Genomic DNA, 25,811 nt, shown 5'->3' with positions numbered 1-25,811 from the left:
GTAGAGGATATGAACATCATGACGGAAGCCGGCGTCGAACAGAAACTGAGCAGCGGAACCAACGCCCCTTCGATCAAGATGAAGGGCGAAAAGGTCTCCGTTCATTACGGCGAGAAGCGGGCTCTGTTCGACGTGGATCTCGATGTCCGCGAGAACCAGGTGACAGCGTTGATCGGCCCATCGGGCTGTGGCAAGTCGACCTTCCTGCGTTGCCTGAACCGAATGAACGACACCATCGATATCGCGCGGGTGAGCGGCAAGATCACGCTCGACGGTGAGGATGTCTACGACCCGAAAATCGATGTCGTCGAGCTGCGAGCTCGCGTCGGCATGGTATTCCAGAAGCCGAACCCGTTTCCGAAGTCGATCTATGAAAACGTCGCCTACGGTCCGCGCATTCACGGCCTGGCCAGGAGCAAGGCCGAGTTGGACGGCATCGTCGAATCGAGCCTGAAGAAGGCCGGCCTGTTCAACGAGGTCAAGGATCGCCTGCTCGAGTCGGGCACCGGCCTCTCCGGCGGACAGCAGCAGCGCCTGTGCATCGCGCGCGCCATCGCCGTGTCGCCGGAAGTAATCCTGATGGACGAGCCCTGTTCGGCGTTGGATCCGATCGCCACCGCCCGCGTCGAGGAACTGATCGACGAACTGCGCCAGAACTACACGATCGTCATCGTCACCCATTCGATGCAGCAGGCCGCGCGCGTGTCGCAACGCACGGCGATGTTCCATCTCGGCTATCTGGTCGAGGAGGGCGCGACCGACAAGATGTTCACCAATCCCGACGACAAGCGCACCCAGGACTACATCACCGGCCGGTTCGGCTGAGCGGTCCGGCGGCGAATTTCGAACACGAGGACAGTATCATGGGTGAACACACCGTCGCATCTTTCGACGAGGAACTGGAGCACATCGACAGGCTGATCCGCGACATGGACGAGCTCGCCGCCGCGATGGTCGCAGCCTCGATCCGCGCGTTGCTTGCGTCAGACAATGCGATGGCGCAGCGCGTCGTCTCGGACGACGCCATCATGGATGCGCGGCAGCGCGAACTCGACGATAGTGCGATCACGCTGATCGCCAAGCGGCAGCCGATGGCGCAAGATCTGCGCGCCGTGGTTGGCGCAATCCGCATGGCCGGTGATCTCGAGCGCATCGGCGATTTGGCCAAGAACATAGCCAAGCGGGTCAGCGCAGTCGGGCAGAGCGCCACGCCGCGTAATCTGTCGCACGGTATCGACGCGATGGCGGATCTCGTTCTTGTGCAGCTCCGCGGCGTGGTCGAGCACTATGTGGCGCGCAATGCCGGCGCGTTGAAAGAACTGCGCGCCGACGACCAGAAGATCGACGTGAAATACACGGCGGTTTTTCGCGAACTCCTGACCTACATGATGGAGGATCCGCGCAACATCACCGCCTGCACGCATCTTCTGTTCTGCGCCAAGAATCTCGAGCGTATCGGCGATCATGTCACCAACATCGCCGAAAACGCCTACTATGTCGTGACCGGGCAGCAATTGCCGGCGGATCGCCCGAAGCTCGACGAAACGACCATGTCGGCGTCGGCGACATGACAGGAGTGACCGGCCGATGATCGCGCCGCGCATCATGGTGGTGGAGGACGAAGAGCCGCTGGGCGTCCTCCTTCGCTACAATCTGGAATCCGAAGGTTATCAGGTTGAGGTGGTGACGCGCGGCGACGAGGCCGAAATCCGGCTGCAGGAAAACGTGCCCGATCTGCTGGTGCTCGACTGGATGGTGCCGGCGGTTTCCGGCATCGAGCTTTGCCGGCGCCTTCGGGTGCGTCCCGAAACCGAGCGACTGCCGATCATCATGCTGACCGCGCGCGGCGAGGAGAGCGACCGGGTGCGCGGCCTTTCCACGGGAGCCGACGACTATCTGGTCAAGCCGTTCTCGACACCGGAATTCATGGCCAGGGTCAAGGCGCTGCTGCGCCGCGCCAAGCCCGAAGTGCTGTCCAGCGTGCTGAAGGTCGGCGACATCGTGCTCGATCGCGAGTCGCACAGGGTCTATCGCAAGAAGAGCGAGATCCGGCTCGGGCCAACCGAGTTCCGGCTGCTCGAATTCATGATGCGGCACCCGGGTCGGGTCTTCTCGCGCAGCCAGTTGCTCGACAATGTCTGGGGCGAGACGATCTACATTGACGAGCGCACGGTGGACGTCCATGTCGGACGGTTGCGCAAGGCGGTCAACAATGGTCGCATGCCCGATGTCATCCGCACCATCCGCGGCGCGGGCTATGCGATCAGGGAAGACTAGCTGATATTCAGGTGATGCCGGCCTGCGACCGGCGGCTTCCTGCGCTTACCTACAGCGCCGCGCGCCCCTGTTGGGCGCGCAAAGGACGCTGTAGAGCTTTGATTTTGCGCATGACCCTTCCGAAATCGATCTCGATTTCGGGGTCATGCGCGGGCTCACGTACCCAAAAGTACGCTCCGCTCCGGTTCTCGGAACCCACTGTTCTCGACTCGGCCTGACCTGAATCTCAACACATCCCCAAGTCGCGATCCGGCGATCCCTGCCTTCGAATTCAAGCCACGTTCTTTCCGACCGAGCCGGCTCGCGCCTGGATGCCCGGCGCGAAAATCTCCTGGTCGACGAAACTCAGCGCCCGCATGGCACAGCCTTCGCGGATCAGCGGCAGTTCGTTCGGCTCGGTGTCGAAGGAAATCGAACCCGAATGCTGGCCGCCGGCGGTCTGGGCGATGGCCTCGCGCAGGGCCGGCTCGATCAGGTCGAAGGCGGCAGCGCTGGCGCCGACCATGGCGACCGGCGCCGGATCGATCAGCGCGAATAGGCTGCCGAGCCCGAAGCCGAGTGCTTCGCCAGCCTTGCGGTAGGCTTCGCGCTCCGGTCCGTCCGTCTGGCGCGCCCGGGCCGCCAGTGCCCGCATCGCGGCGTCGCTGACATCGGCGACCGGCTCGGCGTTCTCGCTCAATTGCCTTGCGTTGCGCCAGATGGCGTAGTTGCCGGCATAGGCCTCGACGCAGCCACGCCGCCCGCAGCGGCAAAGCGCGCCGCCCGGCCGATGGATCATGTGGCCGAATTCACCGCCTGAGGAATGGGTGCCGGTGAACAGTTCGCTCTTCAGCACCAGCCCCATACCGATGCCATGCGAGAGCAGGATGGCGATGAAATCATCGCGGTAGCGATCCGGGTCGCGCCAACGCAGCGCCACGGCCATCATGTTGCAGTCGTTCTCCATGATGGCCGGGATGCCGAACTCGCGTTCCAGAATGTCGGCGAAGGCGATATTCGTCTGCGGCGTGATCGGCGACCACAACATGGCGCGCGCATGGGAATCGGTGATGCCCTGGATCGCCAGCGCGATGCGGGCGACGCTTTGGACATCGAGGTCGGGGTCTTCGAGCCGCCGCCGGACGATGGCGACACATTCGCCGATCAGCTCGTCGCGCGACATGGTCAGCGTGTCCAGCCGGCGTTGTTCCTCGGCGACCACCTGTCCGGCATAGTCGATGACGGCGACCGACAGGAAATTCAGCGACAACACGACCGCCAAGACCGCAGCGGCTTCCGGATTGAGGCTGAGGCCGACCTGCGGTCGGCCGCGTTTCATCGAAACGGTCTCGCTCGCCTTGATCTCGGTCAGGATGCCTTCCTGGATCAGGTCGGAAGAGATCGCCGATATGGTCGAATGGCTGAGGGCGGTGGTTGCGGCGATCTCGGTCCGCGACGGCTGGCCGGCCCGGCGCACGGCCGAAATCACCATGGCCCGGTTGCGCCGGCGCAAATCGTCATGACGGATTCCAACCGACATTCTTTGCTTCCTCCCTATTGCCGCGGCCGCTCATGGATCGGAAGCCGTCGGTAATGTCCGACAAATACTCGCAGAGGCAGCGGGCCCTGTCATTATTTATTCCGAGACTCGAAATAAGTCGGCAGGGACATCAAGATCGACCAGGTTTGATGTTGACAGCGCTTCGGCGTCGGACCAGTATTTTTTCGAGGCTCGAAAAAATAGAGCCTTTGTGCCGGCCTTCGGGCCAGTCTGGTCGTGCCGTACGCGGCGCAGGGAGGAATATCATGAAGAGATTCACAGCCGCCATTCTGGCGGGGGTCGCCATGTCGCTGACGCTCGCGTCGGTCGCACAGGCGAAGGACAAGGTCATTGGCGTTTCGTGGTCGAATTTCCAGGAAGAGCGCTGGAAGACCGACGAAGCCGCCATGAAGACGGCGATCGAGGCGGCCGGCGACAAGTATATTTCCGCCGATGCACAGTCCAATCCCGGCAAGCAGCTGACCGACGTCGAGAGCCTGATCTCGCAAGGCGCCAACGCGCTGATCATCCTTGCGCAGGATGCCTCGGCCATCGGGCCGGCGGTGCAGAAGGCGCTGGACGAAGGCATTCCCGTCGTCGGCTATGACCGGCTGATCGAGAACAAGGACGTCTTCTATCTGACCTTCGACAACCAGGAAGTCGGCCGCATGCAGGCCCGCGAAGTGTTCAAGGTGGCGCCGGAAGGCAATTACGTCTTCATCAAGGGCTCGGGCGCCGATCCGAATGCCGATTTCCTGTTCGCCGGCTCCATGGAAGTGCTCAAGGACGCCATCGACAGCGGCAAGATCAAGAATGTCGGCGAGGCCTATACGGACGGCTGGCTTCCCGCCAACGCCCAGAAGAATATGGAACAGTTCCTGACCGCCAACGACAACAAGGTCGATGCGGTGGTTGCCGCCAATGACGGCACCGCCGGTGGCGTCGTCGCGGCGCTGACGGCGCAAGGCTTGGCCGGATCCGTCCCGGTGTCGGGCCAGGACGGCGACCATGCCGCGCTGAACCGCATCGCGCTCGGCACGCAGACCGTATCGGTGTGGAAAGACGCGCGCGAGCTCGGCAAGAACGCTGCCGAGATCGCCTCGCAGCTTGCCGACGGCAAGCAGATGACCGACATTTCGGGCGTCAAGGACTTCACCACGCCGGGCGGCAATGTCGTCAAGTCGCTGTTCCTGACGCCGATTGCCATCACCAAGGACAATCTCAACGTCGTCATCGACGCGGGCTGGATCAAGAAGGAAGAGGTCTGCGCCGGCGTGGCGGCGGGCACTGTCCCGGTCTGCAACTGATCCGGCCTTCGCAAGAAGCCTGAAACGCCGCGGCTTCACGCCGCGGCGTTTTTTCAAAAAGAATTGTTTTTCCGCTTCTCGCGGGTAACTTCTAAGCTGCTTCCGGCATCCGCGGCAGACGGCAATCCGGTGCGAGGACATCATGACCGACACGACTTCCAACAGGCCGGCCGCCGATACAGCTGCCGATCGGGCGCGTGAATCCGAGCTCAGCCCCGTCGGCCGCTTCCTCAAGGCAACCGAGCTCGACATACGCATGCTCGGCATGGTCGGCGCGCTGCTGATCATCTGGGTTGGAATCCACATCCTGTCGGGTGGGCTTTTCCTCACGCCGCGCAATCTCTGGAACCTGTCGGTGCAGACCTCCTCGGTCGCGATCATGGCGACCGGCATGGTGCTGGTCATTGTGATGCGCAACATCGATCTTTCGGTCGGCTCCGTCGAAGGCGTGATCGGCATGGTGATGGGCGTCGCGCAGGCCGAATTCCTGATCAGCGTCATGGGGTTCCAGCTTGGAAATCCCTGGATATGGATTATCGCACTGGCTGCCGGCGTGGTGCTCGGCCTGATAATCGGCGCGCTCCAGGGCTTCATCATCGCCTATCTCGAGGTTCCGGCCTTCATCGTGACGCTGGGCGGCCTGCTGATCTGGCGCGGCATGGCGTGGCTGATGACGAGCGGGCGCACCGTCGCGCCGCTCGACGCCACATTCCAGCTCATGGGTGGCGGGCCGCGTGGCTCGATCGGGGCAACCGCAAGCTGGATCGTCGGCATTCTCGCCTGTGTGGCCGTCGCTTTCATGCTGCTCAACGGCCGGACGCAGCGCAAGCGGTTCAAGTTCCCGCTGCGGCCGGTCTGGGCGGAGACCTTGCTTGGCGTTGTCGCCTGCGCCGCCATCCTCGGCGCCGTCTGGATCACCAATTCCTATCCCTGGCCGATCGGCATCGTTCGCCAGTACGCCCAGCGGACCGGCATCACCGTTCCGGAAGGCGGGCTGTTCATCGCCCATGGCATCGCCATACCGGTGCTGATCGCGGTCACTGTCGGCATCGTCATGACCTTCATCACCAGGCGCACCCGTTTCGGCCGCTATGTCTTTGCCATCGGCGGCAATCCGGAAGCGGCGGAACTCGCCGGCATCAACACGCGCTGGGTGACCATGAAGGTGTTCATGATCATGGGCGTGCTGGCCGCGATCAGCGCGGCGATTGCGTCGGCCCGTCTCAATGCGTCGACCAATGCGCTAGGTACGCTGGACGAGTTGCTGGTCATCGCGGCCGCGGTCATCGGCGGTACGTCGCTGGCCGGCGGCTCCGGCACGGTGCTCGGCGCCATGCTGGGCGCGCTTCTGATGCAGTCGTTGCAGTCCGGCATGGTGTTGCTGGGCATCGATTCACCGCTTCAGAGCGTCGTCGTCGGCGCCGTCCTGGTCGTCGCCGTCTGGCTCGATACCGTCTACCGCAAGCGGGTCTGAGCATGATCCCGAGCCGAAGGTCCGCGTCAGTGAAAAGTGGATATCCGTTTTCGGTTCAACACCATGCTCCAGCAAAAACCATAGGGAGGAACGATCATGGCTGACACAACTGCTCCCACGCCGCTGATCGATATGCGCAATATTTCGATTGCCTTTGGCGGCATTCGCGCCGTCGACGATGCGTCGATCGACCTTTTCCCGGGCGAGGTCGTGGCGCTGCTTGGCCACAACGGCGCCGGCAAATCGACGCTGATCAAGATCCTGTCCGGCGCCTACAAGCGCGATTCTGGCCAGATCTTCGTCAATGGCGAGGAGGCTTCGATCTCCAATCCGCGCGACGCCAAGAAATACGGCATCGAGACGATCTACCAGACGCTGGCGCTCGCCGACAATGTCGACGCCGCCGCCAACCTCTTCCTTGGCCGCGAGCTGATGACGGGCTGGGGGACGCTCGACGATGGCGCCATGGAAGCCGAGGCGCGCAAGGTGATGGGCAGGCTCAATCCCCGTTTCCAACGCTTCAAGGAGCCGGTGGTCAAGCTTTCGGGCGGCCAGCGGCAGTCGGTGGCAATCGCGCGCGCCATCCTGTTCAACGCCCGAATCCTGATCATGGATGAGCCGACGGCGGCGCTGGGCCCGCAGGAAACGGCGCAGGTCGGCGAATTGGTCATGCAACTCAAGGCCGACGGTATCGGCATCTTCCTGATCAGCCACGACATCCACGATGTGTTCGAGCTTGCCGACCGCGTCTGCGTGATGAAGAATGGTCGGGTCGTCGGCACGGCGCGCACCAGCGACGTGACCCAGGACGAGGTGCTCGGCATGATCATCCTGGGCAAGTGCCCGCCCGGTGCCATTCCGGGGCCAGGTGCGCTGAAGATCGCCGCGTGAAGCTTCAATAAGCCGGCTAAGTACCTGTCATGTGATGTACCAGCGGTCATCATGGTTTGGCCGCGCCATTGTGTTGACGCGGGGACTTGCCCATAAGATGGGGAACCATGGGCCGTAGCAGCAATTTGAAGAAGTTCTTTCCGATCGTCGCTTTCATCGCCGTCGCGCTGATCAGCCTGACGATGGCGGGATTCGCCTATTTCGCCACGCAGGAAGCGGCGCGCATCAAGTTCGAGGCAACGGCGGACGATGCGCTCAACCGGATCGACAGCCGCATCGACCTGCATCTGTCGCTGCTGCGATCGACCCATGCACTGTTCGAGGCGCGCAATGGCGGCATTTCGCGGGGCGAATTCAGGGCGTTCTTCGAAGCGCTTGGTATCCACGACAATTTTACCGGCCTGCGCGGTATCGGCTTTCTCCGGCTGGTGAGAGCCGGCGACGAGGCAGCGGTCGAGCGTGCCATCCGGCACGACTATGGCGCCAGCCATGCGATCTATCCGGCTACGACAACGCTGCCATGGCGTACGCCCATCATGCTGTTCGAGCCGCTGGATCCTTCCAATCAATCCGGCATCGGCTACGACATGTTCACCGAACCGGTGCGGCGCGAGGCGATCGAACGGGCGATGGCCGACAACCAGCAGCACGCGAGCGGGCGCGTGCAGCTAGGCCAGGGAACAGGTGCTGCGCAGACCTTCACCGGCTTCCTCGTCTTCGTGCGGCTCAACGTCGAAACCGCCCAGGACGGCATCGATGCGTCCAGATCCTCGACAACAGGTTTTCTTTATGCGGCCTTCCGCTCCCGAGATCTGTTCCAGACCGCGCTCAGCCGGACGCCGCTGCTGCCGGTGAACATCGAAATCTATGACGGCAAGGTGGATGCCGACCATCTTTTGTTCCGGTCGGAAACGCCGCCGACGTCGACCTTCGGTGACAGGCTGGTGGTTTCTCGCGAGATCACCATCGCCGGACGTCCATGGACCGTCCTGTTCAGGCCGACAAGCGCCTTCTCGCAACCCTCCTCGCGCGCCATTCCGGTGATGCTCGGCCTGTTCGGACTGCTGCTCGCGGGAACCATCGCGCTGGTGGCACGCTATCAGGAGCGGGCCTATGACGCGGTCTCGCTGCTTCATGAGACGACGGAAAAGAGCCTGCTCGAAAAAGATCTGATGCTGCAGGAGATGAAGCACCGCATCAAGAACTCGATCACGCGGGTGCTGGCGATCGCGCGCCAGACGGCGTCGCACGCCACCGACGTCCACGAGTTCTCGTCCTCTTTTTCGGCCCGGTTGCAAGCGATGGCGGCTTCCCAGGACATGCTGACGCGCTCGCGCTGGCAGAAGGCCGATCTGGGCGATCTCTTGCGCATCGAGCTTGGCCAGGTGTTCGGCAAGGAGCTTCCCGAGGGGATATTGTCGGGGCCGGAGGTACTGCTCGACGAGACGACGACGCAAGCGCTCGGCCTGACCTTTCACGAACTGGCGACGAACGCGCTGAAATATGGCGAAGCCGGCAATCCGGCCAATACTCGAAAGGGCGACTGGTCGCTCAAGGTCGACTGGTCGGTCGAAGGCCGCTGGCGCGACCGGACGCTGGTTCTCAACTGGCGCGAAGTCGGCCAGAAGAAACTCGAACCACCTGTCAAAACCGGTTTTGGCACCAAGCTGATCGATCTGAACGTCACGCGCGAATTGCGCGGTACGATCAATCGCGATTTTCATGATGGCGGGTTGCGCGTGGAAATCAGGGTTCCACTGTCGGACTGAAACGCTGTCGCAAACGACCGTTTTCGAAGGCGCAAGTAAACAGAGACCGGCTCGTCCGGTCTCCGCGTCTATTGCCTCATGCGTTTGAAACGGATCAGCAGCGAGCCGTAAACAGACGGCCACGGTTGTCGCGGTACTGGCAATAGCCATTGCGCAGGTTGCGCACCAGCAGGCCGGAACCGGCACCGATGGCTGCGCCGACGAGCGCACCCTTGCCGCCGTCAATCAGGCCGCCGGCCAGAGCGCCGACACCGGCGCCGACGCCGACGTCCCGCTCGGTGGTGCTGCAACCGCTGACCGCAATCACGGCAACCATGGCAATAATCATCTTCCGCATAGAGTCACTCCTCGCTTTTGTCCTCACTTGTAGCTCCACCCCTCATTTATCATGCGAAAAAGCGTTTTGCCTGCTCGATTTCATTGTTGGCTAAGAGAATCTTGTTCGGGGCGCGCGCCGTTCGAGGCAACCTCAAAGTTGGAAATCTCCACGGAAGCGTCGAGCGTGCCGCCCGGACGCACATTCCAGACGATCCGGTCGTAATCATCCTCAAGTGCCGGATCGACGGAAAGGCATTTGGCAAGTATGCGCGGAGCCTGACCCTGCACATCACCCAAGACGAAAGAACGCTCGGCATTGCATTCCTGAGCGGTTTCGAAAACGCTCACCGACAAAGGCAGTTCGCGACACTCGGTCATCGTGTTCGAACAGCCGATAACCAGCAGCACTGCAGCGATATGTTCCATGGCGACGGTCCTCTCGCCATAAGAACGGGCCACATCCGCCAAAGTTCCGGCGATGCGGGCTGGCGGCTGATTGGAACAGGTCGACATGAGGCAAGCACAGCGCCGGCCACTTGCGTCCGACGCTCTAGACCAACTGGAACGCGGCGGCCAGGACGACCACTGCAGCCAGCCTGATTGCGGCGAGGCCGGGGGTCGGGAGGGAAGCACGAGGCGACGGCATCGCGGGTGCTTCGATATCTTGAAACCCGCCCATCGAAACGCGTGCGGCGTGTTCTAGCCTATTGATGTCGGCAACCGTCAAAGCCATTCCTCCCGTGCGCCGCAACTGCGATCGAAAACGTCATGCGGAGTGGTGCCCTGGAGAACAACATCGGACGTTATGGTGAACAGATGGTTAAGGTCGGCGGGGCCTAACTCTCTTGGGCTCGGCTGTTGTCCGGTCAATCCGTCTCGAAATTGCCACGAGGAACGACAAGACGGTATTCGAGGCGGTCCCCGGTGATTTCAAGTGTCGCCTTACCGTTCAACGACGCAGGCACGACGCGCTCGAGCGCTACACTGCCAAAACGCTTCTCATTAGGATGATTGTCATTGGCTCCGATGGCTTCGGCCCATGTCAGCGACAGGGCGGTCTCGCCAGCGGAAGCGGCCGTCAGATCGGCCGTCACCTCGACGAATCCGTCGGCTCGCGACAGAGCGCCGTAGCTGACCGAATTGACGGCAAGCTCGTGCATGGCCAAGCCGATATGCAGGGCGGCATTGGGGTTAAGGTACGGATTTGCACCCTGAAAACGCAGGCTGCGCACGGGGTCGGCTCCATAGCGGCCGACCTGGCCGGACACCAGTTCGCGCAGTGCCGCTCCCCGCCAGTTGGACGAGGTCACAAGGTCCTGCGATGAGGCAAGAGACTGCAGACGGCCGCGAAAGCGTGTCAGGAAATCGGTGAGCGTGTCCGAATAACGGCTGGTCTGGGTGGCGATGCTCTGGATAATTGCCAAAAGGTTCTTTGAGCGGTGGCTGACCTCTCGCAGCAGCGTCTTCAGGGTTTGCTCGCGACGTTTCTGCTCGGTTGTTTCGACCATGGTGGTGACAACGCCCTGCACCGCGCCGCCGTCGTCGCGATCCGCGTCTACCCATATTTGGAACCAGCGAACGCCATCGTCGGCGGGAATGCTGAGCTCAAGATGTTCCGGATTGCCGGATGCGACGACGTTGCGTTTGGCCGCACCGATACGCTCCGCCTGCGCCGGCGGCAGGAGGCCGTTATTGTCGGCCGTATCGGAAGCCCATGGCGGACGCATGTTGCGGGCCCAGACGGTTCTCATCTCGCGATCCTGATAGAGAACCGAAATGCCGGCATTGTGCAGCGCATGGAGAAGGGCCCGGCCAAGCTGCATTCCACTCTCACCGGATTGCAGAGCGATGATCTCATTGCTCCGTCCGCTGTCTTTCATGTCTCCGGCTCTGGATTGCATCGGTCGCTTCACCCACCCAATGCAGGCTGAACGGCTGACGGAAAAATGGGTTCCCAAAAGAGGTCCGCCGAACGACGTCCCGCTAAGGACACCGCTCGGCGGTAGCTGGAAACCGCTTGAGGGGTGCGGCTCCCAGTGTTCGATCGCAGTTCACGACGCGCGTTTGAACAAGCCCGCAATAAGCGAGATGATCAGGAAAGCGAGAAAGATGAAAAATAGTATCTGCGCTATACCAGCCGAGGTGCCGGCGATGCCGCCGAAACCAAGAGCGCCTGCAATGATCGCGACGACTAGAAATACGAGCGCCCAGTAAAGCATGATCCATCTCCTTCAAATGGTACGGCAAAAACGTCTTTCTCTGCCGTTTGTTCCACCATTTCCCGAAAAAGACGATCCCTGCAAATCTTTCCGGCCCGAATTGAATCGACATTGCTCAGGGGAAGTTCGAGGCGCAAGTGACGTTTGCCAGCCGCAAGAGGTCAGCATCATTCGATCAGTGGAAAACGGGCGATCTGTCGAACGGGCGGCGAGGGCCGGGCCTGCCCGGTCCTATGCAGCGGCTTTCGCGTGCCGGTCGAAGAACAGCGCCTGGCTGATTAGGGCCTTGACCATGTCCGGATTGAACGGCTTGGTGACGAGGAAGGCCGGCTCCGGCCGCTCGCCGGTTAGGAGGCGCTCGGGAAAGGCGGTGATAAAGATCACCGGCACCGGTGTAGACGACAGGATCTCGTTCACCGCGTCGATGCCCGAACTGCCGTCGGCAAGCTGGATGTCGGCGAGCACCATCTTCGGCCGCGTCTTTGTGAACATTGCCACCGCTTCGGCGTGGGTACGCGCGGTACCGACAACGCGATGGCCCAGACTTTCGACCATTTGCTCGATGTCCATGGCAATCAGCGGCTCGTCCTCGATGATCAGGACATCGGTTTGCACCTGGCGGGAAATCTCGTTGCTGGCCTCGGCAAGAAGGTCGGAAAACTCCTGATCGTCGACGTCGAGAATCTCTGCCGCCTCGTCTTCGCTGAAACCTTCGACGGCGACCAGCAGGAAGGCCTGCCGGGGACGGGGTGAGATGGCGTTCAAATTGGCGGCGGCGCGCTGTTCCCACGCCGACTGCGGGTGTTCTTGCGGAACGCGGATGGCGACCGAGGTGAACAGCCTGGCGAAGACCTTGTAGAGCGCGATGCGGTCGCTTGACGCGTTCGGAAAGATGTCAACGTCGGCGATGATGGCTTCGAGCATCGCGGCGACCAGCGCGTCGCCACTCTCCTGCGATCCGGAAACGGCCCGCGAGAAGCGGCGCAGGAACGGCAGGTGCGGAGCGATGGTTGCGGATAGGCTCATGATGGACGTCTCCCTCTGACGTAATTGCATAGATTGTGGGCCAAGCTGATTACAAGCCCCGAAATAGCCCTGAAAACATAAACGCCGGCTTTACGAAAAAGTTCCGATGCTTTTGGAACTAATGTAAGAGGACGGCGTTTGAGGTCGGGACGGGCAACCAGACAAGGGGACCGCCGGCTTTGCATCGTGTATTGAAGGGCGGCAGGGTGCTGGGAACAAAGGGCGAAATGAGGACATGAGGAAAGATAACACGGCTGGTGCTGCCAACAGGCGCCGGGCTGCTTCCGGCGACCCGCTCGGGCCAAACTCGGAAATCGGCCGCAAACTCAAACAATATTACGACGAGCTGGTCTCCGACAACGTGCCGGATCGCTTCGCCCAATTGCTCAGCCAGTTGGAGCAGGCGCAACCTGCACGGAAAAAGGACTGAGGCATGGCCGCCGTCTCCCAGAGCTTCAAGACGGATCTGCTCGGCTCGATTCCGAGCCTGCGGGCCTTTGCCGTGTCATTGACGCAAAACGCCGACAAGGCCGACGATCTGGTGCAGGAAACGCTGGTGAAGGCATGGGACAAGCATGAAAGCTTCGAGCCAGGCACCAATCTCAAGGCATGGCTGTTCACCATCCTGCGCAACGAATTCTATTCGCAGATGCGCAAGCGCGGCCGCGAGGTGCAGGACAGCGACGGCATCATGACGGCCAGGCTAGCCGTCCATCCGGCTCAGCACGGCCAGCTCGACCTCAAGGATTTTCGTAGCGCGCTCGAGCAATTGCCCGAGGACCAGCGCGAAGCCATCATCCTCATCGGTGCTTCGGGTTTTTCCTACGAGGAGGCCGCCGAGATCTGCGGCTGCGCGGTCGGAACGATCAAGAGCCGCGTCAGCCGCGCCCGCACGCGGCTGCAGGAAATCCTAAAGATTTCCGGCGATGACGAGTTTGGCCCGGATGCGATATCGGCTCAGGTGACGGGGTCGAACGCCGCCTGAATACGGACCATCAAACAAGAGTTCCGCGCCCGCACGCCGCCGCCACCGCCTGCACGAGATCGTCTCCCGAATAGGGCTTGGTGACCAATCTAACATCCGGAAAGGACACCTTGATTTCGTCCATGTCGGAATAGCCCGAGGCGAAGACGAAAGGCACGCCCGATTCGCGCAGCCGCGAAGCGAAATCGAGTGTCGAAGTGCCGCCCAGCATGAGGTCGACGATGGCTGCGTCGAATTGCGAGGCAACGCTCTTCCTATCGATCTCACCGAGATCGCGGGCGATGACCACATCGTCGGCGCCATGGTCGCGGCAAAGCTGCTCGACATCCATGGCGATCAGGAATTCATCCTCCAGAACAAGAATCCGCAATCCATCCAGCAATGGGGGCACGTGGCAATGTCTCCGTGGCGCGCAGGGAACAGGAAGCGCAAGGGATAGAGGAGTGATGTTCCCTATTTGGGTTCCTGTCATTTAATGTTATTTGGCATCCTGTCATTTAAAAAAGACATGCCCGTCGCCGATGGCGTAACCTCGACGCCTGCAGGGCGTTTGCTATCGCCCTCCGGAAAGGGCCCGCTTTCGAAGAGGGATTGAAATGTCTGGCCAGAACGGCCGTTCTTTGTCCACCCGCCGGTATTCATGTGAGAACTGCCCACTGCGGCCGTTGCCGGCGTTCCGGGCATTCGAGAAGCAGGAACTTGTTTTCGTCGACGCACACAAGAAGGGCGAACTGGCCTTCGACAAGGGGGCTACCGTTCTGGTGGAGGGAAGCCACAGCGCCCATCTCTATACGGTGCTGTCGGGTTGGGGTTTCCGCTACAAATTGCTGTCGGATGGCCGCCGCCAGATTCTGAACTATTCCATGCCAGGCGATCTCATCGGTTTGCAGGGCAGCCTGATGGGCGAAATGGAGCATTCCGTCGAAGCGCTGTCGCCGATGCTGCTCTGCGTCTTCGAGCGGGAATCCCTTCCCGAACTTTACCGCAACCATCCGGACCTCGCCTACGACATCACCTGGATCGCCTCGCGAGAGGAGCGCATGCTGGACGAGAGCCTGCTCAGTATCGGCAGACGCACCGCGCTCGAGCGTGCAGCCTATGTCATCGCATTCATCTCCAGCCGCGCCAGAGCGATCGGGCTGAACGGCAGGACGCCCGTGCAGATTCCGATCACGCAGCAGCACCTCGCCGATACGCTCGGCCTGTCGCTGGTCCACACCAACAAGACGATCCGCAAGCTGATGGACCGCAACCTTATCTTCTGGCGCGACGGCGGCTGCGAGGTGGTCGACACCGAAAGGCTCAAGGAACTCGCCCGCTGGGAAGGGTTGAGCGAAGATCGCCGACCGCTGATCTGAGCGGCTACCGGAGACGTGTCGGGCTGGACTCGCCTGCGGAAACACCCTTTCATGGAGTTGTTCCGATTTCGGAACCTTGGGGTTGGGTCGAACGTTTCGACCCGAGCAAACGCAAGGAGTTAAGCAATGGCGACTGCCGCAGGAAAGTCCCCGAACGAAAGCCAGCCGAATTCGGACCTTGAAGCCGACATCAGGCAGCTGAAAGTCGACATTCAGAAACTCACCGAACAGCTGGCCGAGACCGGCCAACATGGGTACGGGGCTGCTCGTCGCGTTGCTACGGAGGGAGTCGAGCAATTGCGCGCCCAAGGCGAAGCAGCGTTTGAAAATATGCGCAGCAACGCCAAGGATCTCGAAGCGCAAGTGGTGGCGAGCGTGCGCGAAAAGCCGGTGACGTCGCTGGCAATCGCGGCAGGCGTCGGCTTTCTGTTCGCGCTTCTCGCGCGCCGCTAAGCCTCAGCCCAGATGGGAATGCTGGCATCGCTGATCACGGGCCTCGCCTCGGGTGAAGCCCTTGTAGTCATGCGCCGCGCGCGCACGGCTGCAATCGTCTATGCGCTCGCAGCGCTTGCAGCACTTTGTGGCGTCGGGTTCCTCGTCGGAGCGGCCTATGTCTGGGTGGCGGGTCGCTTAGGGCCGATGGCAGCCTGCCTTGGTTTCGGCGTCGGCTTCCTGGTGATCGCAGGGCTTCTCCTGCTCTTCCATCAGCTGTCGGCCGGCGCGCGCGCCCGACGCCGGGCGCGGAGGCGCCAAGCCGATATGAAGGCGGTCGGCATCACGGCCGCGCTCGCCGTGCTGCCGGCGCTACTTAAGGGGAAAGGCGGCCTGGGCACCCTACTCGGCCCAGCGATTGCACTCGCCGCCTACGCCATCTACCGCGAGAACGTGAAGCCCGATGCCGACGATCCGGATGCCGGCGAAGCGAAATAGTTCGAAGCGATTCTTCTTGTTGTTTGACCACATCTTATCCGAAAACCGGGCTCCACTTTTCGCTGACGCGGACCTTCGGTTCGGGATCATGGTCGAGCCGTCACTTGGGCAGATCCTCCAGCGGCATCGATATTTCGGCGAACACGCCTTCCGGCCGGAATTCGTGGGTCACTTCGCTGGAGATGACCTTGGCCAGGCTGCGGCGGATCAGGATCGAGCCGAAGCCGTGGCGTTCGGGCGAGGCAACTTCTGGCCCGCCGCTTTCGCGCCAGGTCAGCACCAGGCGCCGTGCGCCTTTCCGGCCCTGTGCCCGCCAGTCGAGATCGACCTTGCCCGAAGCCGCCGATAGCGCTCCGTGTTGCAGCGCGTTGCTGGCCAGTTCATGCAAGATCAGGCCGAGCCCGACCGCCTGGTCGGGCGAAAGCAGCAGATCGGCGCCTGAGATCGTCATGCGCGGCTGTTCGGCGGTGTCGAACGGCTTCACCTCGATCTGCACGAGTTCGCGAATGCCGATACCGCGCCACTCGCGGTCGGACAGCAGGCTGTGGGCGGCGCCCAGCGCCTGAAGCCTGGCGCTGAAGGCTTCGAGGAACTCGCTCGGCTGGCGGGCATGGCGAACGGTCTGCGTCGCCAGCGCCTGCACTGTCGCCAGCGTGTTCTTGACGCGATGGTTCAGCTCGCGCAGCAAGAGCCGTTGCCGCTCGTCGCCCAGCTTGCGTTCGGTGATGTCGTAATTGACGCCGAAGATCAGCGTAGGCTTGCCGTCGCCGTCGCGCTCGATGACACGGCCGCGCGTCGCGAGCCAGCGCGGCGGAGTGAAGCCTTTGACGCGATATTCGCCAAAATAGTCGTCGCCGCCGGTCAGCGCGTCACGAAAGCGCGTCTCGGTTTGGTAGACATCACGCGGGTCGATGGCGGCAAGGATATCGCGCGCCCTCAGCCGGTTCGAGCTCGGCAGGCCGAACAGCTCGGATAACCGGACATCGCATTCGATCACATCTGTGTGGATATCCCATGCCCAGCTTGCGAGCGAGGCGGCATCGAGCGCTATGCCGCGCCGCTTTTCCTCGCGCGCCAGCGCTGCAGCGATGCTGGCGCCGTTGCGGGTGGCGTCCTTCAATGCGAACAGGCTGGCAGCGAGACTGGCGAGCGCCGTCAATTGTTCGAGCTGGGCGGCAGACGGGGACGCGCGCGGCTTCCGGTCGAGCACGCAGAGCGTGCCGATCCGGGCGCCTGCCACTACAATCGCCGCAGCCGCATAGAAACGGACATGGTGCTCGCCAGTGACCAGCGGGCTGGCGTTGAAACGTGGATCCGTGGTCGCATCGGTCACCACCATCGGCTCGTCGCCGGCGGCAATGGCATGGGCGCAGAAAGATGCATCGGTCGCGGCCTCGGCCTCATCTAGACCGACACCGGACTTGAACCATTGCCGCTCGACATCGACCAGCGTCACCAGCGCGATGGGCGCTTGCATGACCGCGGCGGCAAGACCGCTGATATGGTCGAAGTCAGGATCGGCCGCCGTGTCCATTGCATCGAGACCGTGCAGTACTGCAAGCCGATCCTGCGCCCTTACCACGTTAATGACATCGACCGGCAGATTCGGCGTTTTCTCTACCCCGCTATCCACAAGGCCCCCAAGAGCATCGGCTTGCAGCCATTCGCGCCAGGCCCAGTTGCCTGGCTCTGAAACCGGAACCTTCGCCTTGAGGAACCGTTACCCAACCACATTTTGCCAGCCGCGCCCGCCAGCGCCAATCGACATGGAGGCCGATCATGCCCAGGATCGTTCCTGAAGACAAAGCCCGCCAGGGACGCTGGGGATGGCACACTTTCCGTATCTTGATCGCCGCGCTGCTTTTGGCGTTTATCGCCTGGGGCATCGCGGAGATTTACGGCAACATGATAGACAAGACGTCGACAACCGAACAGGGCGAGATTCCCAAAGGCTGAAGCCTTCTGATCGACTGTGCCGGGCTGCATCAAGCTGCCTCCGCTTGGACGGCGCGCGCCGGGACGAGAACCTTTAGCGCGCCAGGATGAATTTCGACCGTGGTTTCGCGATCAAGCCCGACCAGTTCGCCGTCTATGACGGCGCGAAGTTTCTTTGCGGAGTGGACTTTCAAAATGACCCGGTCGGCTTGGTGGATTTCGACGCGCTCACTGTCGCGCCATTTACCGCGCGCCACGTCGAAGAGGAACCTGACCAGTTCACCACGCCGCCGCGCCACCGTGACATAGATGCCGAGGACGCCGCCGGCGGGATTGTCGGCATAGGGCAGATGACCCTCACCGAACAGATTGTTGGTGATGCCGATGCCGGTGGTGCGCGTAACGATCTCGGCTTCGCCGATGGTCAGCGTCACCTTCATTGCCGACGGGTTGTTGATCGCCGCCCAGGCAGCCTTCACCGAGGCCCGCATCTTTCCTAACCGCGAGCCAAACTCCATGGTCTGGCGAAGCTGAACCATCCTGGCATGCATGCCGATCGAGAACTGATGCACGAATGGCTTTCCGTTGGCGGTTGCCATATCGACTGCGATCACCTCGCCGTCGGCAAAAGATTTCACGGCCGCGTCAAGGGTTTGTGGAATGCCGAGCCCACGGGCGAACAGGTTCATCGTGCCAGCCGGTAAAATGGCAAGTGCTTTCTTCCTGCCCATCAACCGAGCCGCCGCAGCCGAAATAGTGCCGTCGCCGCCACCGGCCAGCACAATGTCGGCGCTGTGCTTCGAAGCGATGCGGTCCAGCGTCGCGACGATATCCTTGCCGGCAACGATGTCGATATCGATGGTATGACCTGCTGCCTCCAACGTCTGGCGCATCCGGTCCGTGAAGGCGGAAAGATCAATCGTGCGCAAAGTGCCGCCCTCCTGGTTCAGCACCGCCGCAAATCGCATCCCCCCGCTCCGTTTTTTCTTGGCAGCCATTGGATAATCATCGGCCAGAACACACCCAGCCATAGGCTGGAACGGGGCGGCTGAAAAAAAGTTCCGCAGCTCTGACGAATATACAGGAGCGAATCTCCACCCGCCGAACGCATGGTTGGGCGCGATTCGGGTGGTTTTTGCACGACACTCGCAATGGTGTCGGAACAACCGCGCGGTCACGACGTTGTGAATGTGTGACGCCGCGACCGATCTCCCATGCTCGCGGCCCCAACGAGATATACGCGAGGAGTATTACGATGATCCGCACCCTTTTGACCACCACCGCGCTCGCAGCGCTGATTGCGACCGGTGCATATGCGCAGACGGCCACAACCCCGGCCCCAACGCAAGACCCGGCAGTCCAGGATACCGCCCCGGCGACCCCTGTTGCCCGCGCCGAGGGTAGCCTAGTGACGAATATCATTGGGGAATCGGTCTATAATGGCACAGGCGACGATGCCGAGAATATCGGTGAGGTCAGTGATGTCGTCTTCGATGAAAACGGTCAGGCGAAATCCGTCGTCATCGGCGTCGGCGGCTTTCTTGGTGTTGGCGCCAAGAACGTGGCTTTCGACTACAACAAGCTGGAATGGGCCGAACGGAATGGCGACCGCTGGCTGATTGCCCAAACCACAAAGGATGAGTTGACGGCTCAGCCGGACTTCGACCGTGACGCTTACGATCCGGCTCCTGCGGCCAATGACACCACGGCTACGGCTCCTGCCGCCCCTTCCGGCTCGACGGATACCACCGCACAGAATGCTCCGGCTGCTCCCGCCGATAGCACCGCAGCTCCCGCCGAACCTGGGAAGCGTGCCGACGGTAATCTTGCCACCAATATCATCGGCGAAACCGTCTACAACGGCACCGGCGACGATGCTCAAAATATCGGCGACGTAAACGACATCGTCTTGGCCAAGGATGGCAAGGCCGAGTCGCTGATCATTGGCGTCGGCGGCTTCCTTGAGGTTGGCGAAAAGAATGTCGCCTTCGAGTTCGATAAGGCCAAGTGGGCGGAAAGGGACGGCGATCGCTGGCTGGTGGCCGAGACCACGAAGGAAGACTTGGAGGCGTTGCCGGAGTTCAACCGCGAACCCTATGATCCCGCCCCGGCGACAACCGCATCGAATGACGCTGCGGCGCCGGCGCCAGTGACAACCACCCCTGCTGTCGATGCGGCCCCAGCCCCGGCGGAGAAGACTGCGGAAGCCCCGGCGGCAACCCCTGACACCGCTGCTCCGGCTCCAATGGACAAGACAGCCGAGGCTCCGGCTCCAGCCCCGGCCGACAAGATGGCGCAGGCCCCGGCAACAACGCCTGACCCCGCTGCTCCAGCACCGGCGGACAAGACAGCCGAGGCTCCGGCTGCAGCAACGCCTGACGCAACCCCTGACCAGACGCAGACCGCGGCGATCGACAAATCGGCGCTGACCGAAATGCCGATCAACGAAATCCGGTCCGAAGATTTGGTTGGAACCACCGTCTACGGCGCCAATGATGTCAACGTCGGTGAGATTGGCGACGTCGTGCTGACGGGCGACAAGAAGGTCGACGCCGTCATCATAGATGTCGGCGGTTTCCTCGGCGTTGGCGAGAAGGAAGTGGCAATCGGCATGGACAATCTTAAGTTCATGACCGACAAGGATGGCAACCGCTATCTCTACACGAACTTCACCAAGGAGCAGCTCGAGGCGCAGGTCGCCTATGACAAGGGCACCTATACGCAAAAACGCGACGAACAGCGTATGATCATGCGCTAAGCCCTATTGATTGATCCCGAAAGGCCCGCGCCGGCGACGGCGCGGGCCTTTTTTATGACTGGAAAGTTGGCAGGCCTGCGACGTGGCCGGCAACGCCATGGTCGGTCAGTTCGGCAAGCGCCAGCGACTGATCGAGATGTTCGGCCCGCCAGGCAAGCAGCCTTTCGGCAAGCTCCAGCCGGACCGGCAGATAGGCCGGATCGGCCGCGACATTGGTTAGTTCGTCTCGATCCTGCTCCAGGTCGAACAGCAGCGGCGGCAGGCCGCCGCCGAAATGTACATATTTGAATTGTTTCGTGCGGATGACGGCCAAATTGCACTGGCGCGGACCGATGCCGAAATGGCGCTCGGCATCACCTTCGGCAATCGAGCGGAAATCGAATTCCCAATGCGCGGCCTCGCGCCAGTCCCCCGGCTCTCCGGCGTCCAGGAACGGCCTCAGCGATCGTCCGTCGAGATGCGGCGGGGTTTCCTCGCCAAGCAGGGCAAGCAATGTCGGCGCTATGTCCACCGCCTCAGTGAAGTGGTCGACGCTGGCGCCGGCCGCATTGCGGCGACGCGGGTCGCGGATGATCAGCGGAATATGATAACTGCCGTCGAAGAAGCCGCCCTTGCCCAGCATGTAATGGTCGCCCATCATCTCGGCATGATCGGAGGTCAGCACGACGATGGTGTCATCCCATGCACCCGCCGCCTTGACCGCCTGCCAGATGCGGCCAAGCTGTGCGTCAACCTCCGCGATCATGCCGTAATAGAGCGCGCGGATGCGGCCAAAATTGTCGTCGCCCCAGTCGCGCACCTTGCCCTCGGCGCCGGGGCGAAAATTCGAACGCTCCTGCAGGTCAAGGTTATAGGCAAGGTAGGGGTGGCTCCGCGCCTCGGCCTGCCAGCTCGCGGCGCGGCGGAAGGCCGGGCCCTCGGCGGGATCGTACATCCTGTTGTAAGGCTCCGGCACGATGAAGGGCGGATGCGGGCTGAGGAAGGAAAGATGCGCGAACCACGGTGTATCGCGCTCCTGTTCGTCAAGCCAGCGGGCGAATTCGCCGGTCAGGAAAGCGGTTGGGGTTTCGTCCTTCGCGTAGACGGGCGGTGCGCTTGTCACCGCGCCGTCGGTCCTGGCTCCAATCTCGTCCGCTGGGCGATGGATGTCGGGAAAACCGGCGCTGCTATCGATGCCGCGCGCCTTGAGCCACGACAGCCACGGTTTCTGGTGCTCCGGCAGGAGTTGGCGCACGGTGAAGCCCGGCAGCACGCCTTCGTAGCTTTTCAGCCGCGGGTCGCCCGGCGCCAGCGTGCGCGGATCGGGCGATACGTCGGTGTAGCCGAACAGCGTCGGATCATAGCCAAAACTGCGTGCCGAGAGCGCGATGTTGCCGTGGCGGGCGTCGAGCGGCGTGCCGTTGCGGCAGACGCGGTTGTTCATCTGGTAGAGGCCGGTGTAGAGGCAGGCGCGCGCCGGCGAGCAGGGCGCCGCCCCGCCATAATGCTGTCGAAACAGCACACCCTCGGCGGCAAGCGCGTCGGCATTCGGCGTCCGCACCACCTTGTGGCCTGCCGCCGACAGGCAGTCGCCCCGCCACTGGTCGCAGGTGATCAGGAGAACATTCGGGCGTCTGTCTTTTCTGACCAATGCTGTATCCTTCATCGAAAGCGTGCCGCTCATGGAGCCGAATTTTTGTGGCGACGCAAGCCTCAGGTGTTCGCCAAATGGTGAACAAAGGCCGCCATATTGTTCACTCATAGAGCACAGTCCATTCTGTGTTTGCGGCCTTTGCCGCCGGCTGGCGGGTTCTCATATTGGCGTGGACCGCGGCATGGGCCGCGCACGAGAAGGAAAGGAGCAGGAAAAATGCTCGACCAGATCAAAGGCCTGCATCACGTCACCTCGATGGCCAGGGACGCGCGCCAGAACAATGAGTTCTTCACCAAAAAGCTCGGCCTGCGCCGGGTCAAGAAAACCGTCAATTTCGACGCGCCGGATGTCTACCATCTCTACTATGCCGACGAGCTCGGCACGCCCGGTTCGGTGATGACCTATTTTCCGTTCCCCAACATCGGCAAGAGCCGCCACGGCGTTGGCGAAGTAGGCACCACGGTCTATTCGGTGCCCCAGGGCACGCTCGCCTATTGGGAAGAGCGTTTTGCCGATGAGGGCGTCACGGGGCTGTCGCACGAAGAGAGCTTCGGCGAGAAGCGCCTTGGCTTCGCCGGTCCCGATGATGACGGGTTTGCGCTGGTCGAGAACAAGGCCGACACCCGTACGCCGTGGGCTAAGGGCGATGTTCCCTCCGACAAGGCGATCCGCGGCTTTCACTCGGTGTCGCTCAGGCTGAAGGATGGCGGCGCCACAGAAGAGCTGCTAAAATTCATGGGCTATGAGGAAGTCGACACGTCCGGCACTGTAAAAAGGCTGGCGCTGAAGAACGGCAACGGCGCCAATATCATCGATATCGAATCGCTGCCGGGCGCCGCTTTTGCCGATCTCGGCGCCGGCTCCGTCCACCACGTCGCCTTCGCTGTCGAAAACCGCGCCAAGCAGCTCGAAGTGCGCAAGGCGCTGATGGACACCGGTTACCAGGTGACGCCGGTGATCGACCGCGATTATTTCTGGGCGGTCTATTTCCGCACGCCGGGCGGCGTGCTGTTCGAAGTCGCCACCAACGAGCCGGGCTTCGCCCGCGACGAGGACACCGCCCATCTCGGCGAGGCGCTGAAGCTGCCGTCGCAGCACCAGCATCTGAGGCCCTATGTTGAGCAACATTTGCAAAAGCTGGAAGACTGAGGACACGGCCATGAGCAAGGACGCTTACATCTACAAAGCACTGCCCGGTTCGCCCGATGGATCGCTGTTCTTCGTCTTCCACGGCACGGGGGCCGACGAGAGTCAGCTTCTGTCGCTCGGGCGCGATCTCGCGCCGCAGGCGACTATCGTCTCGCCGCGCGGCGATGTCTCGGAACACGGTGCCGCGCGCTTTTTCCGTCGCACCGGCGAGGGCGTCTACGACATGGACGATCTGGCGCGGGCGACGGACAAGATGGTTGGCTTCGTCAAGGCGCATGTCGAGTCAACAAGCCCCTCGTCGGTGCTTGGCCTCGGCTATTCCAACGGCGCCAACATCCTGGCCTCGGTGCTGTTCGCGGCGCCGTCTCTGTTCGATGCGGCGGTGCTGATGCATCCCCTGATCCCGTTCGAGCCGGAGGTGAAGGGCAGCCTTGCCGGCCGCCGCATCCTGGTCACCGCAGGCAGGCGCGATCCGATCTGTCCGCCCAACCTGACGTCGCGGCTGGAGGCCTATTTGCGCGCCGATGGCGCCGATGTCACAGTGGAGTGGCACGACGGCGGCCATGAGGTGCAGTCGAACGAGATCGAAGCGGCGCGGCAATTCCTGTCCGCTACGCCGATAGAGGGAGCGTAGCAATGCTTGACCAATTGCCGGAGATCGAACTGGAGGATCGCGGTTCCAAGGGCCGTTATCTCTTGCGCGGGCCTGATGGCACCGAGGCGGAGATGACCTTCACCAAGATCGGCGAGCACCAGATCATCATCGACCACACCGAGGTGCCGGATGCGTTTCGTGGCCAGGGCGCCGGGCTTCGCCTCGTTACCCGAGCTGTCGAGGACGCGCGCGCGGCGGGCAAGAAGATCATCCCGCTTTGTCCGTTCGCCAACGCCCAGTTCCATCGTCACAAGGAATGGGCCGACGTGCTGAAGCAATAGCGCTGGGTCCTACCCACAGGCCTCGGCACGCGATGACGGTTGAGGACGGGCAGCCACAAGAGCATGCATCGCTGTGGCATTTGCGCAGATCGCCTGTCTTGCCTAGTGGGTTGTCTTGCCTAGTGGGTATTGCCTTGCCTAAGTAGGTATATTGCCCGACCAATCGAACTGATGATCCCTTTATGACCGAAACCGACCTCGTTCCCGTCTTCGACGGCCACAACGATACGCTGCTCAGGCTCTATCAGTCGAAGGACGCGGATGTCGAGAAGCTGTTCATCGAGGGAACGCAGGGCGGCCACATTGACCTGCCGCGCGCGAAGAAGGGTGGCTTTGCCGGCGGCATGTTCGCGATCTTCCCGCCGCCGGCTGAGAAATCCAGGCGCAGCGCGGTGCCGCCGGCACCCAGCGACAACGAGCCGTTGCCGCCAGAACTCTCCCGGTCCGACGCACTCGATTCCACCATCGCCATGGCCTCGATCCTGTTCAGGCTGGAACGAGCGTGGGCGCTTACCGTCTGCCGCAGCGCCGGCGACGTGCGAAATGCGATGGCGCAAGGGTCGATCGCGGCGGTGTTCCACATCGAAGGCGTCGAGGCGATCGACCCCGAACTGACGATGCTCGACGTTCTGCATGCGGCCGGCTTGCGCTCGCTCGGCATCGTCTGGAGCCGCCCGAACGCTTTTGGCCACGGCGTGCCGTTCCGTTTCCCGTCGACGCCCGACACCGGACCTGGCCTGACCGATGCCGGCAAGACACTGGTCAAGGCCTGCAACCAGCTCGGCATCATGGTCGATCTTTCGCACCTCAACGAAAAAGGGTTTCGCGACGTCGCCGAGATCAGTGACGCACCGCTGGTCGCGACGCACTCGAACGTGCATGCGATCTGCGGCCATTCCCGTAACCTCACCGACTGGCAGCTCGGCGCGATCCGCGAGACGGGCGGTATGGTCGGGCTGAATTTCGCCACCGGGTTCTTGCGTGAAGACGGCAGGATGAATGCCGATACCAGTCTCGACATTATGGTGCGCCATGTCGATTCGCTGCTGCAGGCGCTGGGCGAAGACGGTGTCGGCCTCGGGTCCGATTTTGACGGCGCCATGATCCCGGCTGTGATCGGCGACGTCACCGGCCTGCCGAAGCTGCTCGATGCGTTTGCTGCGCGCGGCTTCGGTCGCGCGCTGATCGAAAAGATCGCCTATCGCAACTGGATCAACGTGCTTGAAAAGACCATCGGGTAGGCCTGTGATATTCAGGTGAGGCCGGCCTGCAACGATGGCTTCCTGCGCTTCCGGTGCTCACGTACTTAAGTACGCTCCGCTCTGGT

At 62.2% G+C, this 25,811-nt stretch carries 28 protein-coding genes; 18 read left to right on the top strand and 10 right to left on the bottom strand.

What is annotated here, in order from left to right; all coding sequences use genetic code 11:
• The first annotated feature begins 9 nt into the window (after nt 1-9).
• The 3 genes from pstB to phoB are packed head-to-tail and all read left to right on the top strand — an operon-like array spanning nt 10 to nt 2,277.
• Complete coding sequence (gene pstB / locus AC0L25_RS05875; protein ID WP_352953351.1) at nt 10-825, top strand: phosphate ABC transporter ATP-binding protein PstB; 816 nt, start codon at nt 10-12, stop codon at nt 823-825.
• Nucleotides 826-863: 38 nt separating this feature from the next.
• A complete protein-coding gene (gene phoU / locus AC0L25_RS05870; protein ID WP_473594615.1) occupies nt 864-1,571 on the top strand; it encodes a phosphate signaling complex protein PhoU in 708 nt (235 codons plus the stop codon).
• Between the two features lie 16 nt (nt 1,572-1,587).
• Nucleotides 1,588-2,277, top strand: coding sequence for a phosphate regulon transcriptional regulator PhoB (phoB, locus tag AC0L25_RS05865; protein ID WP_023822590.1), 690 nt, complete (start codon nt 1,588-1,590; stop codon nt 2,275-2,277).
• A gap of 271 nt (nt 2,278-2,548) precedes the next feature.
• Here the strand turns inward: phoB and AC0L25_RS05860 are convergent, their stop codons facing one another.
• Nucleotides 2,549-3,796 (bottom strand): ROK family protein, encoded by a 1,248-nt coding sequence (locus AC0L25_RS05860; RefSeq protein WP_473594614.1) that lies wholly within the window; start codon nt 3,794-3,796, stop codon nt 2,549-2,551.
• A 266-nt stretch (nt 3,797-4,062) separates the two neighbouring features.
• On the opposite strand from AC0L25_RS05860, the gene xylF reads away from it, so the two are divergent.
• From xylF to AC0L25_RS05840, 4 genes are all read left to right on the top strand, one after another.
• Entirely contained in the window at nt 4,063-5,103 is a 1,041-nt protein-coding gene (xylF, locus tag AC0L25_RS05855; RefSeq protein ID WP_473594613.1) for a D-xylose ABC transporter substrate-binding protein, read from the top strand.
• Nucleotides 5,104-5,245: 142 nt separating this feature from the next.
• Complete coding sequence (locus AC0L25_RS05850) at nt 5,246-6,577, top strand: sugar ABC transporter permease (RefSeq protein WP_473594612.1); 1,332 nt, start codon at nt 5,246-5,248, stop codon at nt 6,575-6,577.
• Nucleotides 6,578-6,673: 96 nt separating this feature from the next.
• Nucleotides 6,674-7,468, top strand: a complete 795-nt coding sequence (locus tag AC0L25_RS05845; protein ID WP_065007457.1) for an ATP-binding cassette domain-containing protein — start codon at nt 6,674-6,676, stop codon at nt 7,466-7,468.
• Nucleotides 7,469-7,593: 125 nt separating this feature from the next.
• Complete coding sequence (locus AC0L25_RS05840; RefSeq protein ID WP_473594680.1) at nt 7,594-9,237, top strand: CHASE domain-containing protein; 1,644 nt, start codon at nt 7,594-7,596, stop codon at nt 9,235-9,237.
• A gap of 94 nt (nt 9,238-9,331) precedes the next feature.
• Here AC0L25_RS05840 and AC0L25_RS05835 read toward each other — a convergent pair whose 3' ends face one another.
• The 5 genes from AC0L25_RS05835 to AC0L25_RS05815 form a co-directional block, all read right to left on the bottom strand.
• Nucleotides 9,332-9,574, bottom strand: a complete 243-nt coding sequence (locus tag AC0L25_RS05835; protein ID WP_029348712.1) for a YMGG-like glycine zipper-containing protein — start codon at nt 9,572-9,574, stop codon at nt 9,332-9,334.
• An 80-nt stretch (nt 9,575-9,654) separates the two neighbouring features.
• Nucleotides 9,655-9,981: a hypothetical protein gene (locus AC0L25_RS05830; protein ID WP_473594610.1), complete on the bottom strand. Its 327-nt coding sequence runs from the start codon at nt 9,979-9,981 to the stop codon at nt 9,655-9,657.
• Nucleotides 9,982-10,421: 440 nt separating this feature from the next.
• The gene (locus tag AC0L25_RS05825) at nt 10,422-11,456 is read right to left on the bottom strand and encodes a sensor histidine kinase (protein ID WP_473594609.1); all 1,035 of its coding nucleotides are present in this window, start codon (nt 11,454-11,456) and stop codon (nt 10,422-10,424) included.
• Between the two features lie 150 nt (nt 11,457-11,606).
• Nucleotides 11,607-11,774, bottom strand: coding sequence for a DUF1328 domain-containing protein (locus AC0L25_RS05820; protein ID WP_023797107.1), 168 nt, complete (start codon nt 11,772-11,774; stop codon nt 11,607-11,609).
• Between the two features lie 231 nt (nt 11,775-12,005).
• On the bottom strand, nt 12,006-12,800 hold the full coding sequence (locus tag AC0L25_RS05815; protein ID WP_352953361.1) for a response regulator: 795 nt from the start codon (nt 12,798-12,800) through the stop codon (nt 12,006-12,008).
• Nucleotides 12,801-13,035: 235 nt separating this feature from the next.
• Between AC0L25_RS05815 and AC0L25_RS05810 the strand changes: the two genes are divergently transcribed.
• Both AC0L25_RS05810 and AC0L25_RS05805 read left to right on the top strand, forming a co-directional pair.
• The gene (locus AC0L25_RS05810; RefSeq protein WP_352953362.1) at nt 13,036-13,230 is read left to right on the top strand and encodes a NepR family anti-sigma factor; all 195 of its coding nucleotides are present in this window, start codon (nt 13,036-13,038) and stop codon (nt 13,228-13,230) included.
• 3 nt (nt 13,231-13,233) lie between these two features.
• Nucleotides 13,234-13,785 (top strand): RNA polymerase sigma factor, encoded by a 552-nt coding sequence (locus AC0L25_RS05805; protein ID WP_029348707.1) that lies wholly within the window; start codon nt 13,234-13,236, stop codon nt 13,783-13,785.
• A 10-nt stretch (nt 13,786-13,795) separates the two neighbouring features.
• Here the strand turns inward: AC0L25_RS05805 and AC0L25_RS05800 are convergent, their stop codons facing one another.
• A complete protein-coding gene (locus tag AC0L25_RS05800) occupies nt 13,796-14,116 on the bottom strand; it encodes a response regulator (RefSeq protein WP_473594679.1) in 321 nt (106 codons plus the stop codon).
• 265 nt (nt 14,117-14,381) lie between these two features.
• On the opposite strand from AC0L25_RS05800, the gene AC0L25_RS05795 reads away from it, so the two are divergent.
• The 3 genes from AC0L25_RS05795 to AC0L25_RS05785 all read left to right on the top strand — a co-directional run bounded on the left by AC0L25_RS05795 (nt 14,382) and on the right by AC0L25_RS05785 (nt 16,073).
• Nucleotides 14,382-15,143, top strand: coding sequence for a Crp/Fnr family transcriptional regulator (locus tag AC0L25_RS05795; RefSeq protein ID WP_473594608.1), 762 nt, complete (start codon nt 14,382-14,384; stop codon nt 15,141-15,143).
• Between the two features lie 126 nt (nt 15,144-15,269).
• Nucleotides 15,270-15,596, top strand: a complete 327-nt coding sequence (locus AC0L25_RS05790; RefSeq protein WP_473594607.1) for an ElaB/YgaM/YqjD family protein — start codon at nt 15,270-15,272, stop codon at nt 15,594-15,596.
• Between the two features lie 12 nt (nt 15,597-15,608).
• The gene (locus tag AC0L25_RS05785) at nt 15,609-16,073 is read left to right on the top strand and encodes a hypothetical protein (protein ID WP_473594606.1); all 465 of its coding nucleotides are present in this window, start codon (nt 15,609-15,611) and stop codon (nt 16,071-16,073) included.
• A gap of 100 nt (nt 16,074-16,173) precedes the next feature.
• Here the strand turns inward: AC0L25_RS05785 and AC0L25_RS05780 are convergent, their stop codons facing one another.
• Nucleotides 16,174-17,706 carry a sensor histidine kinase gene (locus AC0L25_RS05780; RefSeq protein ID WP_473594605.1) on the bottom strand — a complete coding sequence of 511 codons (1,533 nt, stop codon included), beginning with the start codon at nt 17,704-17,706 and terminating at the stop codon, nt 16,174-16,176.
• Between the two features lie 146 nt (nt 17,707-17,852).
• Between AC0L25_RS05780 and AC0L25_RS05775 the strand changes: the two genes are divergently transcribed.
• Nucleotides 17,853-18,029: a hypothetical protein gene (locus AC0L25_RS05775; protein ID WP_473594604.1), complete on the top strand. Its 177-nt coding sequence runs from the start codon at nt 17,853-17,855 to the stop codon at nt 18,027-18,029.
• Nucleotides 18,030-18,058: 29 nt separating this feature from the next.
• Here the strand turns inward: AC0L25_RS05775 and AC0L25_RS05770 are convergent, their stop codons facing one another.
• Nucleotides 18,059-18,976 carry a diacylglycerol/lipid kinase family protein gene (locus tag AC0L25_RS05770; RefSeq protein ID WP_473594603.1) on the bottom strand — a complete coding sequence of 306 codons (918 nt, stop codon included), beginning with the start codon at nt 18,974-18,976 and terminating at the stop codon, nt 18,059-18,061.
• A 287-nt stretch (nt 18,977-19,263) separates the two neighbouring features.
• Here AC0L25_RS05770 and AC0L25_RS05765 point away from each other — a divergent pair, with 287 nt between their 5' ends.
• Nucleotides 19,264-20,766, top strand: a complete 1,503-nt coding sequence (locus AC0L25_RS05765) for a PRC-barrel domain-containing protein (protein ID WP_473594602.1) — start codon at nt 19,264-19,266, stop codon at nt 20,764-20,766.
• A 52-nt stretch (nt 20,767-20,818) separates the two neighbouring features.
• Here the strand turns inward: AC0L25_RS05765 and AC0L25_RS05760 are convergent, their stop codons facing one another.
• Nucleotides 20,819-22,396, bottom strand: a complete 1,578-nt coding sequence (locus tag AC0L25_RS05760) for an alkaline phosphatase family protein (RefSeq protein WP_473594601.1) — start codon at nt 22,394-22,396, stop codon at nt 20,819-20,821.
• A gap of 219 nt (nt 22,397-22,615) precedes the next feature.
• On the opposite strand from AC0L25_RS05760, the gene AC0L25_RS05755 reads away from it, so the two are divergent.
• The 4 genes from AC0L25_RS05755 (at nt 22,616) to AC0L25_RS05740 (ending at nt 25,725) form a co-directional block, all read left to right on the top strand.
• A complete protein-coding gene (locus AC0L25_RS05755; RefSeq protein WP_473594600.1) occupies nt 22,616-23,548 on the top strand; it encodes a VOC family protein in 933 nt (310 codons plus the stop codon).
• A 10-nt stretch (nt 23,549-23,558) separates the two neighbouring features.
• On the top strand, nt 23,559-24,182 hold the full coding sequence (locus AC0L25_RS05750; RefSeq protein ID WP_473594599.1) for an alpha/beta hydrolase: 624 nt from the start codon (nt 23,559-23,561) through the stop codon (nt 24,180-24,182).
• A gap of 2 nt (nt 24,183-24,184) precedes the next feature.
• Nucleotides 24,185-24,484 (top strand): GNAT family N-acetyltransferase, encoded by a 300-nt coding sequence (locus tag AC0L25_RS05745; RefSeq protein WP_473594598.1) that lies wholly within the window; start codon nt 24,185-24,187, stop codon nt 24,482-24,484.
• A 182-nt stretch (nt 24,485-24,666) separates the two neighbouring features.
• On the top strand, nt 24,667-25,725 hold the full coding sequence (locus tag AC0L25_RS05740) for a dipeptidase (RefSeq protein WP_473594597.1): 1,059 nt from the start codon (nt 24,667-24,669) through the stop codon (nt 25,723-25,725).
• The last annotated feature ends 86 nt before the right edge of the window (nt 25,726-25,811 follow it).

The sequence above is a fragment of the Mesorhizobium sp. WSM4813 genome, from assembly GCF_055811555.1.
Note: the sequence above shows the minus strand (reverse complement) of the source record. Positions and strands in the feature narration are given on the sequence as shown.